12 protein-coding genes are annotated in these 14051 nt (G+C 68.4%); 5 read left to right on the forward strand and 7 right to left on the reverse strand.

Going from position 1 to position 14051, the window contains the following annotated elements:
* Positions 1–28: 28 nt before the first annotated feature.
* Entirely contained in the window at positions 29–451 is a 423-nt protein-coding gene (gene mscL, locus ABFX54_RS17235) for a large conductance mechanosensitive channel protein MscL (RefSeq protein WP_106248112.1), read from the reverse strand.
* Positions 452–672: 221 nt separating this feature from the next.
* Between mscL and glgX the strand changes: the two genes are divergently transcribed.
* Genes glgX through treZ form a run of 3 tightly spaced genes read left to right on the forward strand, consistent with a single transcriptional unit; the run spans position 673 to position 7151 of the window.
* On the forward strand, positions 673–2766 hold the full coding sequence (gene glgX, locus ABFX54_RS17240; RefSeq protein ID WP_346105942.1) for a glycogen debranching protein GlgX: 2094 nt from the start codon (positions 673–675) through the stop codon (positions 2764–2766).
* Positions 2759–5446, forward strand: a complete 2688-nt coding sequence (gene treY / locus ABFX54_RS17245) for a malto-oligosyltrehalose synthase (RefSeq protein ID WP_346105944.1) — start codon at positions 2759–2761, stop codon at positions 5444–5446. The genes glgX and treY overlap by 8 nt, the downstream gene beginning before the upstream one ends.
* Positions 5436–7151: a malto-oligosyltrehalose trehalohydrolase gene (treZ, locus tag ABFX54_RS17250; RefSeq protein ID WP_346105946.1), complete on the forward strand. Its 1716-nt coding sequence runs from the start codon at positions 5436–5438 to the stop codon at positions 7149–7151. The genes treY and treZ overlap by 11 nt, the downstream gene beginning before the upstream one ends.
* A gap of 233 nt (positions 7152–7384) precedes the next feature.
* Here the strand turns inward: treZ and ABFX54_RS17255 are convergent, their stop codons facing one another.
* Complete coding sequence (locus ABFX54_RS17255; RefSeq protein ID WP_346105948.1) at positions 7385–8335, reverse strand: hypothetical protein; 951 nt, start codon at positions 8333–8335, stop codon at positions 7385–7387.
* Between the two features lie 423 nt (positions 8336–8758).
* On the opposite strand from ABFX54_RS17255, the gene ABFX54_RS17260 reads away from it, so the two are divergent.
* Positions 8759–8962 carry a hypothetical protein gene (locus tag ABFX54_RS17260; protein ID WP_346105949.1) on the forward strand — a complete coding sequence of 68 codons (204 nt, stop codon included), beginning with the start codon at positions 8759–8761 and terminating at the stop codon, positions 8960–8962.
* Between the two features lie 245 nt (positions 8963–9207).
* Here the strand turns inward: ABFX54_RS17260 and ABFX54_RS17265 are convergent, their stop codons facing one another.
* The gene (locus ABFX54_RS17265) at positions 9208–9555 is read right to left on the reverse strand and encodes a hypothetical protein (RefSeq protein WP_346105951.1); all 348 of its coding nucleotides are present in this window, start codon (positions 9553–9555) and stop codon (positions 9208–9210) included.
* Between the two features lie 276 nt (positions 9556–9831).
* Here ABFX54_RS17265 and ABFX54_RS17270 point away from each other — a divergent pair, with 276 nt between their 5' ends.
* On the forward strand, positions 9832–10896 hold the full coding sequence (locus tag ABFX54_RS17270) for a serine hydrolase domain-containing protein (protein ID WP_346105953.1): 1065 nt from the start codon (positions 9832–9834) through the stop codon (positions 10894–10896).
* A 50-nt stretch (positions 10897–10946) separates the two neighbouring features.
* On the opposite strand, the gene ABFX54_RS17275 is transcribed toward ABFX54_RS17270, so the two are convergent.
* From ABFX54_RS17275 to ABFX54_RS17290, 4 genes are all read right to left on the reverse strand, one after another.
* Positions 10947–12542 carry an FAD-dependent monooxygenase gene (locus tag ABFX54_RS17275; RefSeq protein WP_346105955.1) on the reverse strand — a complete coding sequence of 532 codons (1596 nt, stop codon included), beginning with the start codon at positions 12540–12542 and terminating at the stop codon, positions 10947–10949.
* 95 nt (positions 12543–12637) lie between these two features.
* Positions 12638–12928 (reverse strand): MTH1187 family thiamine-binding protein, encoded by a 291-nt coding sequence (locus ABFX54_RS17280; protein WP_346105957.1) that lies wholly within the window; start codon positions 12926–12928, stop codon positions 12638–12640.
* 109 nt (positions 12929–13037) lie between these two features.
* The gene (locus ABFX54_RS17285; protein WP_346105959.1) at positions 13038–13358 is read right to left on the reverse strand and encodes a hypothetical protein; all 321 of its coding nucleotides are present in this window, start codon (positions 13356–13358) and stop codon (positions 13038–13040) included.
* Between the two features lie 10 nt (positions 13359–13368).
* Positions 13369–14046, reverse strand: coding sequence for a uracil-DNA glycosylase (locus tag ABFX54_RS17290; protein WP_346105960.1), 678 nt, complete (start codon positions 14044–14046; stop codon positions 13369–13371).
* Between the last annotated feature and the right edge of the window lie 5 nt (positions 14047–14051).

Here is a 14051-nt window from a genome sequence, read left to right on the forward strand (position 1 = left end):
TGGCCGACGCCCGCACCCGGGTCGCGCGTCACTGCCTGGGCTTTTCCGAATCCGGCACCAGCACGACCGTGCAGTTCGCGCAACGGCGGGCCTCGGCGGGAATGTCGGACAGGCATTCGGGGCACTGCTTGGTGGTGGCCGCCTTGTTCCGGTCGAACAGCGAGATCAGCCGGGTCATCGGCGCCACGATCAACCAGTACACGACGGCCGCGATGATCAGGAAGCTGAGCAGGTGGTTGAGGAAGTCGCCGTAGAGGAAACGGCTGCCGTTGACGGTGAACGAGTAGTCGGCGAAGTCGGGCTGCCGGCCGCCGGTGATCGCCCCGATCAGTGGGGTGACCAGATCGGTGACCAGCGCCTGCACCAAACCGCTGAACGTGGCGCCGATGATCACGGCGACCGCGAGTTCGACGATGTTGCCTCGGAGTAAGAACTGTTTGAATCCGCCCATGAAACCGCATGTTGCCCGTTACGGCGACGGCAAACGGAAGCAGGCGCATGCTGTGTGGGTGAGCCGTCTTCGACACCGCGCCGCCGGGGGCGGCCCCCCGTTGACCTCGGGCGGAGTAAGGACGACGCAAGCGTGGGAAGGAACAGGGTGATCAGTCGGGCCCGGGGTTGTCGGGTTGAGCGGGGGAACAGACCATGGGGAAAGACCGCAAGGGAGCCTCGATGATCGAGATCTGGCCGGGTGACCCCTATCCGCTCGGGGCCACCTATGACGGCGCGGGCACGAACTTCTCGCTCTACACCGAGGTCGCGGACAAGGTGGAGCTGTGCCTGTTCGACGAGGCCAATGTCGAGTCGAGGGTGCCGCTGGCCGAGGTGGACGGGTTCATCTGGCACGGCTACCTGCCGGGGATCGGGCCGGGGCAGCGCTACGGCTATCGCATCCACGGTCCCTACGAGCCGGCGCGCGGCCTGCGCTGCAATCCGTCGAAGGTGCTGCTCGACCCGTACGCCATGGCGATCGAGGGCGGCGTCGACTGGAACGAGGCGGTGTACGGCTACCGCTTCGGCCAGCCCGACACCAGGAACGACCTCGACTCCGCCCCCTACGTGCCGCGCTCGATCGTGATCAACCCGTTCTTCGGCTGGGGCCACGACCGCCCGCCCGCGACGCCGTATCACGACACCGTGATCTACGAGGCGCACGTGCGCGGGCTGACGATCAGTCACCCGAAGATCCCGCGGCACCTGCGCGGCACGTACGCGGCGCTCGGCCACCCGGAGATCCTCGACCATCTGACCAAGCTGGGCGTGACGGCGCTGGAACTGATGCCGGTGCACCAGTTCGTCACCGACCACATCCTTGAGCAGCGCGGGCTGTCCAACTACTGGGGCTACAACTCGATCGGCTTCTTCGCCCCGCACAACCGCTATTCCAGCCAGGGGCAGCGGGGCGGTCAGGTGCTGGAGTTCAAGGCGATGGTGCGCTCGCTGCACGAAGCGGGCATCGAGGTCATTCTCGACGTCGTCTACAACCACACCGCCGAGGGCAACCACCTCGGGCCGACGCTGGGGTTCAGGGGCATCGACAACCTCAACTACTACCGGCTGGTCGAGAACGACAAGCGGTATTACGTGGACACCACGGGCACCGGCAACAGTCTGCTCATGCGCTCTCCGCACGTCCTGCAGATGATCATGGACTCGCTGCGTTACTGGGTCATCGAGATGCACGTGGACGGGTTCCGGTTCGACCTGGCCTCGACGCTGGCCAGGGAGCTGCACGAGGTCGACCGGCTGAGCGCGTTCTTCGACCTGGTGCAGCAGGACCCCGTGCTGTCGCAGGTCAAGCTGATCGCCGAGCCGTGGGACGTCGGTCCTGGCGGCTATCAGGTCGGCAACTTCCCCTCGCGGTGGACGGAGTGGAACGGCCGTTACCGCGACACCATCCGCGACCTGTGGCGGGGGCAGGCGGCCACGCTGCCCGAGTTCGGCTCGCGGTTCACCGGATCGAGCGACCTCTACAAGGACGACAGCCGCCGCCCCGCCGCCTCGATCAACTTCGTGACCTGCCACGACGGCTTCACCCTGCAAGATCTGGTCTCGTACAACAACAAGCACAACGAGGCCAACAAGGAGAGCAACCGCGACGGCACCGACGACAACAGGTCCTGGAACTGCGGCGAGGAGGGCCCCGCGGGCATCGCCATCGAGTCGCTGCGCGAGCAGCAGAAACGCAACTTCCTCACCACGCTGTTCCTGTCGCAGGGCGTGCCGATGCTCTCGCACGGCGACGAGCTCGGGCGCACGCAGCGCGGCAACAACAATGGCTACTGCCAGGACAACGACCTGACCTGGGTGGACTGGTCGGACGTCAGGGAGAACTGGCTGCTGCTGGAGTTCACCCAGAGCCTGGCCGAGCTGAGAAAGAAACATCCCGTCTTCCGGCGTAGGAGGTTTTTCTATGGCAAACCGGTGCGCGGGCTGAACGACATCGCGTGGCTCACCCCGTCGGGCGAAGAGATGACCGACAGCGACTGGAACGTGGGTTACGCCAAGTCGCTGGCCGTCTTCCTCAACGGCGACGCCATCACCGAACCCGACCGGCGCGGCCGGCCGATCCGGGACGACTCCTTCCTGCTGCTGTTCAACGCCCACTACGACACCATCAAGTTCACGATCCCCAAGGACTACGGCGAGATGTGGCACACCGAGATCGACACGGCCATGCCGATCAAGCTCGACGTGCGGATGATCAAGGCGGGCGAGGGCATCGCGGTGCCCGGCCGCAGCGTACGGGTGCTGCGCCGTGTCTAGACCCATCTCGACCTACCGGCTGCAGCTCACCCCCGACTTCGGTTTCGCCCAGGTGGCCGAGATCGCCGGTTACCTGCGCGACCTGGGCGTGAGCCACGTCTACCTGTCTCCGATCCTCCAGGCCACGCCCGAGTCGCGGCACGGCTACGACGTCACCGACCACTCCCGGATCAGGGAGGAGTTCGGCGGGGCCACCGGGTTCAGGGAGATGGCCCAGCAACTCGCCGCGCACGATCTGGGCATCGTGGTGGACATCGTGCCCAACCACATGAACACGGTGAACGCCCAGTTCTGGTCGGTGCTCAAGGACGGCCCCGCCTCGCCGTACGTCAAGTGGTTCGACATCGACTGGCGCGACGGGAAGGTCGCGCTGCCCGTGCTCGGCGACGACACCGAGCCGGTCGTCGACGGCGACGTGCTGCGCTACCACGAGCACGCCTACCCGCACCCCGGCCACTATCGCCTGGTCGACTGGCGCGAGGGGCCCGGCTACCGGCGCTTCTTCGACGTGTCGTCGCTGATCGGGCTGCGGGTCGAGGACCCGTCGGTGTTCTTCGCCACTCACGAGGTCATCTTCTGGCTGCTCGACGAGGGGCTGGTGGACGGCCTGCGCATCGATCACCCCGACGGCCTGGCCGATCCGCGCGGCTACCTCCAGCGGCTGCGCGAGCGCACGGGCGGCGCCTGGACGGTCGTCGAGAAGATCCTCATCGGCTCCGAACGGCTGCCCCGCGACTGGGCCTGCGACGGCACCTCCGGCTACGAGGTGCTCAACCGCGTCAACGGCCTCTTCGTGGACCCGGCCGGCAAAGAACCGCTGATCCGCCTTTTCGCCGACATGACAGGACAACCAGCCGAATACCGGCCGGTGATGGAGCAGTCGAAGGCGGACGTGCTCGATCTGTTCTTCGGCGCCGAGATCGACCGCCTGGCCCGGGCGACCTCCTGCGACCCCGCCGCCGTCCGTGAGTTGCTCGCCGCCATGCCGGTCTACCGAGCGTACGTGGTGCCCGGCGAGCCGCCTCCCCCCGAGTCGGCCGAGATCGTCGAACTGGCCGCCGAGTCCTGCTCGCCCGCCGTCCGCCCGCTGGTCCGCGAGGTGCTGCACGGCTCGCCGGAGGCCGTCGTCCGCTTCCAGCAGTCGTGCGGTCCCGTCATGGCCAAGGGTGTGGAGGACACGGCGCTCTACCGGTGGTTCCCGCTGGCCTGCCTGAACGAGGTCGGCGGCGAGCCCGACGCCTTCGGCGCCAGCGTGGCCGACTTCCACGCCTTCTGCCAGGAGATGCCCCCGTACTCGATGACCGCCCTGTCCACCCACGACACCAAGCGGTCGGAGGACGTACGGGCCCGGCTGTCGGTGCTGTCGGAGATCCCCGGCGAGTGGGCGGCACAGGTGGAGGAGTGGTCGGCGCAGGTCAGTTTCGACCCGCACCTCGACTACCTGGCCTGGCAGAACCTCATGGCCGCCTGGCCGATCTCCGCCGAACGCTTCACCGACTATCTGCTCAAAGCGGCCCGCGAGGCCAAGACCGCCATTTCCTGGGTGCATCCTGATCCTTCCTACGAACGCCGCCTGAGATCCTTCGCCGAGGCCGCCGTACGCCTGCCGATCGGCGGTTTCACCGAACGCATCGACCCGTACGCGATGTCCAACTCCCTCGGGGCCAAGCTGGTGCAGCTGATGATGCCGGGGGTGCCCGACGTGTACCAGGGCAACGAGACGACGGACTTCTCCCTGGTCGACCCGGACAACCGCCGGCCGGTGACGTATCCCCGTAAACCGGAGACATCGTGGGACTCGGCCAAACTGCTGGTCACCACCCAGGCCCTGCGGCTGCGACGCAGACTCGGGGGCGCGGCGCCGTACCTGCCGCTGCAGGCGGAGGGCGAACGCGCCGACCACGTGATCGCCTTCGCCCGCACCGACCCCGTTGCTCCCTCAGACGTCCGCACAGCCACCTCCGCCGACGCTGGTGCCGAGGAGGGTGCCGAAGGTGGGCGTGGCGAGGGCTCGGGTCTCGGGTCCGTGCGTGGCGAGGGCTCTGGTCTTGGGCCCGCGCGTGATGCGGACTCGGGTCTCGGGACCGGGCATGCTGCTGACTCTGGTCTCGGAACCTCGGGGCGTGGAGATGATCGGGGTGCCGGGGCCGCCACATGGCCGGAAACCAGCTCCGGCACCGCCATCCGCGCCGACGCCGTGGTGGGAACCGTGGCCGGTTGGGGCGCGAGACCTCCGACCGGTGCAGGCATGGGGGCTCCGGCGGGCTGGGGTGGGGAAGATCCGGCCAGATCGAGTGAGGGGATGTCGGCTGGGTCAGGTGCGGGGACGCTGACCAGCTCGGGTGCGGGGTTGTCGGTCGGTTCGGGTGCGGGGGCGTCGCCCGGTTCGGGTGTGGAGGTGCCGACCAGCCCGGGGGCGGAGGGTTCGGTGGATGTGGATGTGGATGTGGAGGTTGGGGGTGGGGCGGACGTCGGGGCTGGGGTGCGGGCGCGGGCGGTCGTTGTGGCTACTCGGCTGCCCGTACGGCTGGCCGCGACGGGATGGGGAGCCACGACGTTGACGCTGCCGCCGGGCACGTGGCGGGATCTGCTCACCGGCGGCCTCTACACCGGGCGGATTCCGCTCGGGCACCTGCTCGGTCAGTATCCGGTCTCACTGCTGGAGCGACATGATCTTTGAGGTCTGGGCACCGAAGGCGACAGTGGTCGAAGTGGACGTCCTGGGCGGGCGAAGGGCGATGTCCCCCGGGGAAGGTGGTTGGTGGAGGGCGGAGGTGGAGGGCGCGGGGCACGGCACTCGGTACGCGTTCGTGGTGGACGGCGACGGGCCGTACCCGGATCCGCGGTCGCGGCGCCAGCCGGACGGCATCTTCGCGTCGAGCGCGGTGTACGACCACGCCCGCTTCACCTGGTCCGACCACGACTGGAAGGGCCGCGACCTGCGCGGGGCGGTGATCTACGAGCTGCATGTGGGCACCTTCACCTCTGAAGGGACGTTCGTCGCGGCCATCGAGAAGCTGCCGCATCTGGTGGAGCTCTGCGTGGACTTCGTGGAGGTCATGCCGGTCGCGCCGGTGCCGGGCGAGCGTAACTGGGGCTACGACGGCGTGGACCTGTACGCCGTGAACGAGACGTACGGCGGCCCCGACGGGCTCAAGTCGTTCGTGGACGCCTGCCACCGGGCCGGGATCGGGGTCATCCTGGACGTCGTCTACAACCACCTGGGGCCGTCGGGGAACTTCCTCCGGCCTTTCGGCCCGTACTTCGCCGGATATGACGGCAGCTACTGGGGTGAAGCGGTCAATCTGGATGGGCCGGACTCCGACGAGGTGCGGCGCTACTTCATCGGCAACGCGCAGCAGTGGTTGCGCGACTTCCACGTCGACGGGCTGCGGCTCGACGCCGTCCACGCGCTGCACGACAGACGCGCCACGCACCTGCTGGCCGAGCTGGCGCAGGAGGTGGACGCGCTGGCCTGCTCGGTGGGCCGGCCGCTGTCGCTGATCGCCGAGTCCGATCTCAACGACCCGCGCATGGTGCGTTCGCTCGACGCCGGCGGGCTGGGCATGACGGCGCAGTGGAACGACGACGTGCACCACGCCCTGCACTGCGCGGTCAGCGGCGAGAGCCACGGCTACTACCAGGACTTCGCCCAGCTCTCGGCGCTGGCCAAGGTGCTCACGCAGGGGGTGCTGCACGACGGGACGTACTCCAGCTTCCGGGCTCGCGCGCACGGTGGCTCCTTCGACGGTGTGGCCGGTCACCGGCTGGTGGCCTGCCTGCAGAATCACGACCAGATCGGTAACCGGCCCGTCGGGGACCGGCTGCCCATCCCCGCGCTCAAGATCGGCGCCGGGTTGTTGCTGACCTCGCCCTTCACGCCGATGTTGTTCATGGGGGAGGAGTGGGGGGCGCGCACGCCGTTCCTGTTCTTCTCCGACCACGTCGAGCCGGAGCTTCGGGAGAGCGAGGGGACACGGAGGGAGCGCGAATTCGACGGGTTCGGGTACGTGTGGGAGGCGCCGAACCCCTCGGATGAGGAGAGCTTCCTGCGCTCCAAGCTGGACTGGACCGAGGTGAAGGAGGAAGAGCACTGGTCGCTGCTGTGCTGGTATCGCGACCTGATCGCGCTGCGCAAGGCCCTGCCCGAACTGTCGGACCCCCGTCTGGACCGGGTCCGGGTCGAGGTCGATCCGGAGGGTCGGTGGTTGCTGATGTGGAGGGGGGAGTTGGCGGTCGCGGTCAACTTCTCCCAGGAGTCGGCGACGTTGCCGCTGGTGCCGGGGACGGTCCTCCTGACTTCGGACGAGCCGGTGTCGGTGGATGGGGAAAGGCTGCGGCTCCCCGCCCAGTCCTTGGTGATCAGCCGGCCCGGTCCCTCCTGATCCATTCGGGTTTCGTGCGGGGCCGCCGGGGCGGTGTCGTGTCCGGAATGCGTGGGGTGCGGGTGGTCCGGCGTTCGGTATGCCGGGTCGTGTGCTCGGCAAGGGCGCTCGGCGCGGGTGGTCGGGCGTTGGGCGCGGGTGGTCCGGCGTGGGCATGCGTGGGGCCTGTGCTCGGCATGTTTGGGGCCGCCCTCGGTACGGGTGGTCGCGGGTTCGGGGCGGGGAGGTGGCTGTCATGCGGCCAGAGCTCTGGAGGGCTCGGGTGGGTGGCAGTCGATGGAGGTCAGCGTTGCGTGGTGGGTGGTTTGCCTGGCGCAGAGCCAGTCGTTCAGTGAGCCGGTGAAGCCTGAGGGTGGGCCGACCTTGAGGCAGCTGATCCGGCCCGAGCCCGGGGCGGGGCCGATCTTGAGGCGGCGGATGGTGCCGGTGCGGCCGAGTCCGCCCACGTCCGCGTCGTACGGTGTCAGCCGCACCCCGAACGGGAGGCCGCCGTCCGGCTGGTCGGAGGGCTGGATGCGGAGGAAGTCGTCGATCTCGCGGTCTCCAGCCTCAGGGTGGGCGGCGAGGTAGGACAGGTGGTCGGCCAGCAGGCGACCGGCCACCGTACGCAGGAGATTGGTCGCGCACAGGCTGTGGGCGCAGGCGGCGCCGTCGATGGTGATCTCCGGGAGGGCGAAACGGCGCAGGCCCTGGGAGATGACGCGGAGGCAGTCGCACGCCCCCAGATCGGCGGGGCCGCACGGCGGGCACGTCGCGGCATCGTGGACCTGGGCGTCCCAGGACAGCCAGTCGTCGTCGAGACTGAACCCGGCCGGCTCGCCCGGGCATCTGCCGCACGTGAGAATCGTGGAGCTGGTCAGCGGGTCGATCAGCAGGCCGTCGCACTCGCGGGCCAGCGCCCTCGCCGCAGCGCGGGCCACCTGGACGGTGGTGGGAAGCTTGTGCGGCGGTGCGGTGGAGGAGATCACGACGTGATGTCGGGTGCGGCGCAGCCTGTGTCTCTCGTCGTTGGTGAGGGCGGTGCCGATCGGTCTCCACGGGGTCGGGTGGTGGGTCACCGTCAGTGTGCCGTTGGCCGTTGAGGTGATCGCGGCCCGTCTGAAGGTGCTGCCGATGCGCCATGGCACGAATGACTTCACGTCGAAGGGGACGTGCTCCATGGCGACGATGAAGAGGGAGGTCATGGAGTCGGGGAGAGGGATGGCGATTTTCACGAGTGATGCCTCCGGTATGCGGCTTGGTGCCTTGCGCATTACTGCGTTGCGGTTCGAGTGGGAGTTCGGGTCAGGGTCATCGGGAGGAGCCCAGGATCGAGGGCGAGGGCAGGGCAGCGGGGAGTCGAACGGGATTCTGTGGACGGCGTTGGGTTATCCACAGGCGGAGAGGTGATTTGAGGCTTAAAGAGCGCGCTGCCCCATGTGGGACTTGCCGGCCGTTGATCGGCCTGGCCTCGGCGTTCACGCGGGTCAGGCTCCTGCTGGTCCTGGTTGCGCCGGATCCTCGGCGGGAGTGAGGGCGGCATCGCGGGTACGTCGCCTACCGGAAGCCGCCGGATGGTCGGCAGGTGAAAGGCGCAGGACGCCACCAGGTACGGGGCCGGGAAGGGGGTGGCGTTCACGGAAGTGGTGTACGAGTTTGACCTGGTCACAGGCGTCGCGGTGGTTGAGTCCGCGAGTGTTGTGTCGTTCGCCGTCGTTCCGTGCAGGCCCGCCGACATCAGGGGGAGGACGCTCGTGGACGGCAACGTGAAGCCGGTGCTGGCCCGGAAGGTGTTGGCCTGCAAAATAGGCCGGTGTTGGCCAGTGAAATAGGGTTGGTGCTGGTCTGCAACATAGCGCCAGTATTGGCCGGCAAAGCAGAGCTGGAGTTGGCTGGCGAACCAAGGCCGGTGGTGGAGGGTTCCAGTAAGGCTGGTGGCAGGTCGCAGGGTGGTTCATGACAGCCGTGCATTGCGGTATTTCGGCGTCGGCCGGCATTCAGCCGCACGCACAAGAACGGCTGCATTCTGCGCTCGCATATGGAGTGCAGAATGCAGCCGTTCAATTGGCGGTATCAGCTAGCAGAGCCACCTTCGCTCGGATTCGAAGGTGCCGACCGAGGTCCTGACCAGCGTGTAGTAGTTTCCGGCGCCGGTCCTGCTGCAGTAGGCGTATGCGGTGACGGGGCTGGTGTATCGGGGGCAGCAGCCTGCTCTGATGTCGAACCCCAGGGACACGTCGATCCAGATCTCCACCGTGACGGCTTGGGAGCCGCAACCGCCGATTCCGGTGATGACGTCGCCGTTCTGGGCCGGAGGATAGGCGTACGGCTGGTACCCGTTACAGTCGGCCGCAGCCGAGATGTTCGACGTTTCCGGCGCAGCGGACGCCGTCGAGGCCCACGGTAAGAGGAATCCCAGGGCCATGGTGAGAATCATGAGAGTTCGCCGGAACCGCATCCTTTTCTCCCATCGAGAACGTTGCCTTGCGTGTGCTGGTACCCCTTCTCGCCCGATTCTGGTGAGCTGCTGTATCGGTAGCTATCCGGTATCCGCCGATATCGGGCTGCTCGATGGATTGACGGAATCGGGACCGGCTGTTACCTCAAGGCGGCATCGGTCCGGTGTTGTGGTTTTCCGCAGGTGGAGTGGGTGGAGTGCCTCATTCTGGGGCCCACCTCGTTCTCCCTAGCGTTGGGCCTCATGATTCAGACGATGATGAACGTGCTGACGGCCGTGACCGTGGCCGCAGCTGGCCAGGTCGTGACCGGGGTGCGGCCCGAGATGGAGAAGATCGTGGCGGGGAAAGGCGCGACGGCCGTGCTGGCGCGGATCTCCGATGGCGAGAAGAGCTGGTCCGCCGCCGTGGGCGTGCGCGACGTCAAGCGCGGCGGCCGGCCGTCGCCTGCCGGATATTTCAGGATCGGTAGCGTCACCAAGACGTTCGTCGCGACCGTGGTGCTCCAACTCGTGGACGAAGGCAAGGTACGCCTCGACGACCCCATCGAGCAGCACCTGCCCGGCCTCGTGCCGGGCGGCGACGGCATCACGGTCCGCGCGCTGCTCAACCATTCCAGCCACCTGTACGACTACATGAGCGAGCCGGGCTACTCGACCAACCGGTGGCGCGGCGACGCGCGGTTCCGTTCGTACAAGCCGGGCGAACTCCTCAAGGTGGCCTTCGCGAAGAAGCTGCCCGACGACGGCGAGTGGCACTACTCCAACACCAACTACGTGGTGCTCGGGCTGCTGGTGCGCAAGCTGACGGGCCGGCCGTACGGCGAAGAGGTCGAACGGCGCATCCTGCGCCCGCTGAAGCTGCGGCACACGGTGGTGCCGGGCGACCGGGCCGGGGTGCCGTCGCCGCACGCCAAGGGGTACGAGCCGATGCCCCAGCTCGTGGACGCGACCCGGATGAACCCCTCCCTCGACTGGGCGGCCGGAGAGATGATCTCGACGACGGCGGATCTGGAGCGGTTCATGTCGGCCCTGCTGAGCGGCAGGCTGACCAGCGCCGCGTCACTGCGCGCCATGCGGACGACCGTCCCGACGAAGGCCGGGTTCGCGTACGGGCTGGGGCTGCAGGCGTACCCGCTGCCGTGCGGGACGGTGTGGGGGCACAGCGGGGAGCTGATCGGGTACATGACGTTCGCGTTCCGCTCCGACTCCGGCAAGTCGATGGTCCTGTCGATCAACCCCTCGACCAGGAACCCGTCCACCGAGGAGGTCATGGGCATCGCCACCAAGGCCTTCTGCGGAAAAGGTTGAAGGCTTCGGTACGCGGGCGGCGCGAGGCCGGTACGCGGGCCAAGACCCGGTCAGCGGCTCAGGATCCGGCGCATCGCCTGCTCCAACGTGCTCACCGGATCGACGACGCCGTCCTTGGACCGCCACGCCACATACCCGTCCGGCCTGACCAGCACGGCGCCGCCCCCGCCCACCCCGTACCGCTCCTGGAAGCACCCGTGCACGTCCATCAGCTCGTCGTCCACCAGCAGCCGCGTCAGCCGCACCCCGAGCCGCTCCCTGACCAGCCGCCCCGCCTCCATCCACCCCTGACCGGCGGGCGTCGCGGCCATGAGTACGAAGCCGGAGCCGAAGAGGTCGACGGTGGAGATGCGCTGCCCGTCCCAGTCGAGCACCACGTGCGGCGCCCGGCTGCCCGGGCGCCCGTCGGGCACGCGCGGGTCCGTAAGGATCGAGCCGTCGTCGCCGGGCTCGTCGAGGATCGCCGTGGAGTGGCAGCGCAGGCCGAGCAGCAGCCCGGCCGGGTCCTCCAGCGGCTCCGGGTAACCCACGCGGGCCGCGGGCGGCATGCGTACGCCGAGGTTGGCGAGCTGCGCGTCGGCCGTCAGCGTGCCGGCGGGACGGCGTTCGGCGTCGTACGTGTCCAGGAACCCCTCCCCGGCCTGCCCGCTCAGCACCAGCCACAGCCGCCAGGCCAGGTCGCACCCGTCCTGGAGCGCCGTGCTGCCGCCCTGGCCGCCGGTGGGCGGCATCGTGTGGGCGGCGTCGCCGGCGAGGAACACCCGCCCCGCCCGGTACGTCTCCGCGAGCACATGTGCGATCCCGAACGTGGACTTGTCCAGCACCCGTACGCCCAGCTCCGGCCGGGCGACGGCCAGGCGGACGAGTTCGACGCAGCGTTCCGTGGTGAAGTCGGCCGAGCTCTCGCCCTCGGCGAGGTTGACGCCGAGCACGTGGGCTCCCACCCCGGTGCCGGTCACGATCACGCCGGTGAAGACGTCGTTCTGCAGGTACCAGAGCGTCACCTCGCGCTCGTTGACCAGCCCGGACAGGTCGGCGTCGAACATGATCGAGCACATCTGCCCCAGCGTGCCCTTGCCGGTGGTGGGCACGCCCAGGGACTCGCGCAGCGGGCTGCGCCAGCCGTCGGCGGCGATCACGTAGTCGGCCCGGACCAGCCGGTCGCCGTCGCGCGAGCGGATGAGCGCCGTCACCCCGTCGTCGTCCTGCTCCAGAGAGATGAGCTCGGTGGAGAAGCGCAGGTCGGCACCCAGTTCTTCGGCCTTGACGCGGAGCAGGCGCTCGATCTCGGACTGGGGCGCGCCCACCATGGCGACGGGGGTGAGCTCGCGCATGAAGGCCATCTCGTCCTTCTCGCTGCTCATGATCATATGCGGTTCCGGGTCGGCCAGGTCGCGGGCGATCGCGATCCGCATGTTCTCGCCGATCCCGGCCCAGACGCGGGCCAGCTCCTCCTCGATCCCCGGTACGGGACGCAGCAGCTCAAGCGCGCGCGGCCCCACGCCGAACGCCTTGGGCTGGACGGACGTGCCCGGATGCCGTTCGACCAGCATGACGGGCACGTCGCGCCAGGCCAGCAGGGTCGCGGCGCTCAGGCCGGCGTATCCGGCGCCGACCACCAGGACCGGCACTCGCTCTTGCTCCATTGAGACCACCTCCGGGAACGCGTACTATCGCGTCAGCGAAACAGGCAACACGATATGTCGCGTTCGCGGAGACGGTCAAGATATATCGCGAAAAGCTAGGAAAGGTGGCGTTCCAGGGACTCCAGCTTGGAGGTCATCCCGTCCGTGACGCCCTGGCGCAGATCGGCCTTCAGTACGAGGCTCACCCGGGGCGCGACCTCGCCCACGGCGTCGACGGCGCGCTTGATCACGTCCATGACCTCGTCCCACTCGCCCTCGACGGTGGTGAACATGGCGTCGGTGCGGTTCGGCAGCCCGCTGTCACGGACGACCTTGACCGCGCGGGCGACCGGCTCGGCGACCCCTTCGCCGACGCCCAGCGGGGTGATGGAAAAAGCGACGATCATCGGAAACCCTCTCAGTCGAAGAAGGGTTCCGATCCTAGACAACGGCGAAACACGACCCCGGGAAGCGAAAAGCCACGACGCCTGACAACGTCGTGGCCACCGCTCAACCTCACGCGTGCTCGTGCTCGTCTTCCTCTTCCTCGCTCGGCTCCTCGGCCGGCTCGACGCCGAGAACGGCCTCGCGCGGCTCGATCTCGCTGATGTGGTCGACGAGAGCGAGCACGTGGTCGGGCTCGATCAGCCACTGCAGCGCGGAGGCCCCGGAGTCGTCGGAAGAGACCAGCTCGGCCTGCTCGGTCCGCTCCTCGTCGGTGAGGTCGGAGTCGGGGTGCCGGATCTCGGCCAGCGCCGCGGCCTGCAGCGCGTCCATGTCGAGCACCTCGACGGTCAGTTCGACCGTCAGGCGTAGGAACTTCGATTCATCACTCATGGCGACGATGCTAGGGCAGCTTCCACTCGACAGGCGTCGCGCCTTGCTGGATCAGCAGCTCATTGGCCCGGCTGAACGGCCGCGAGCCGAAGAAACCGCTGCGCGCCGACAGGGGGGAGGGGTGGGCGGACTCGACGCGCGGCACGCTGCCGAGCATGGGCGCGAGGTTGCGCGCGTCGCGGCCCCACAGGATCGCCACCATCGGCTTGCCACGCGCCACGAGGGCGTGGATGGCCTGCTCGGTGACCTGCTCCCAGCCCTTGCCGCGGTGGGAGGCGGGCTTGCCCGGCATGACGGTGAGCACTCTGTTGAGCAGCAGCACGCCCTGGTCGGCCCACGGCGTCAGGTCGCCGTTGGCGGGCCTGGGCAGGCCGAGGTCGGTCTCCATCTCCTTGTAGATGTTGACCAGGCTGCCCGGCAGCGGACGCACGTCGGGGGCCACCGAGAACGACAGCCCGACGGGGTGGCCCGGCGTGGGATAGGGGTCCTGGCCCACGATCAGCACCTTGACCTCGTCGAAGGGCTGGTTGAACGCGCGCAGCACGTTCGAGCCCGCGGGAAGGTACTGTCTGCCTTCGGCGATTTCCTTACGCAGGAACTCGCCCATCAGGGAGATCTGCTCGGATACGGGCTCGAGTGCACGTGCCCATCCGGCTTCGACGACTTCGTTCAGTGGACGACCGGCCATGCCCG

This window comes from Nonomuraea maheshkhaliensis (genome assembly GCF_039529435.1).
Classification (GTDB): domain Bacteria; phylum Actinomycetota; class Actinomycetes; order Streptosporangiales; family Streptosporangiaceae; genus Nonomuraea; species Nonomuraea maheshkhaliensis.

Excerpts from the sequence above, each read along its gene's own strand:
- ABFX54_RS17275 (WP_346105955.1), bottom strand. The coding sequence starts at position 12,542 with ATGGAGCAAGAGCGAGTGCCGGTCCTGGTGGTCGGCGCCGGATACGCC.
- glgX (WP_346105942.1), top strand. The coding sequence starts at position 673 with ATGATCGAGATCTGGCCGGGTGACCCCTATCCGCTCGGGGCCACCTAT.
- ABFX54_RS17285 (WP_346105959.1), bottom strand. The coding sequence starts at position 13,358 with ATGAGTGATGAATCGAAGTTCCTACGCCTGACGGTCGAACTGACCGTC.
- ABFX54_RS17255 (WP_346105948.1), bottom strand. The coding sequence starts at position 8,335 with ATGACCTCCCTCTTCATCGTCGCCATGGAGCACGTCCCCTTCGACGTG.
- treZ (WP_346105946.1), top strand. The coding sequence starts at position 5,436 with ATGATCTTTGAGGTCTGGGCACCGAAGGCGACAGTGGTCGAAGTGGAC.
- ABFX54_RS17270 (WP_346105953.1), top strand. The coding sequence starts at position 9,832 with ATGATTCAGACGATGATGAACGTGCTGACGGCCGTGACCGTGGCCGCA.
- ABFX54_RS17265 (WP_346105951.1), bottom strand. The coding sequence starts at position 9,555 with ATGGCCCTGGGATTCCTCTTACCGTGGGCCTCGACGGCGTCCGCTGCG.
- mscL (WP_106248112.1), bottom strand. The coding sequence starts at position 451 with ATGGGCGGATTCAAACAGTTCTTACTCCGAGGCAACATCGTCGAACTC.
- ABFX54_RS17290 (WP_346105960.1), bottom strand. The coding sequence starts at position 14,046 with ATGGCCGGTCGTCCACTGAACGAAGTCGTCGAAGCCGGATGGGCACGT.
- ABFX54_RS17280 (WP_346105957.1), bottom strand. The coding sequence starts at position 12,928 with ATGATCGTCGCTTTTTCCATCACCCCGCTGGGCGTCGGCGAAGGGGTC.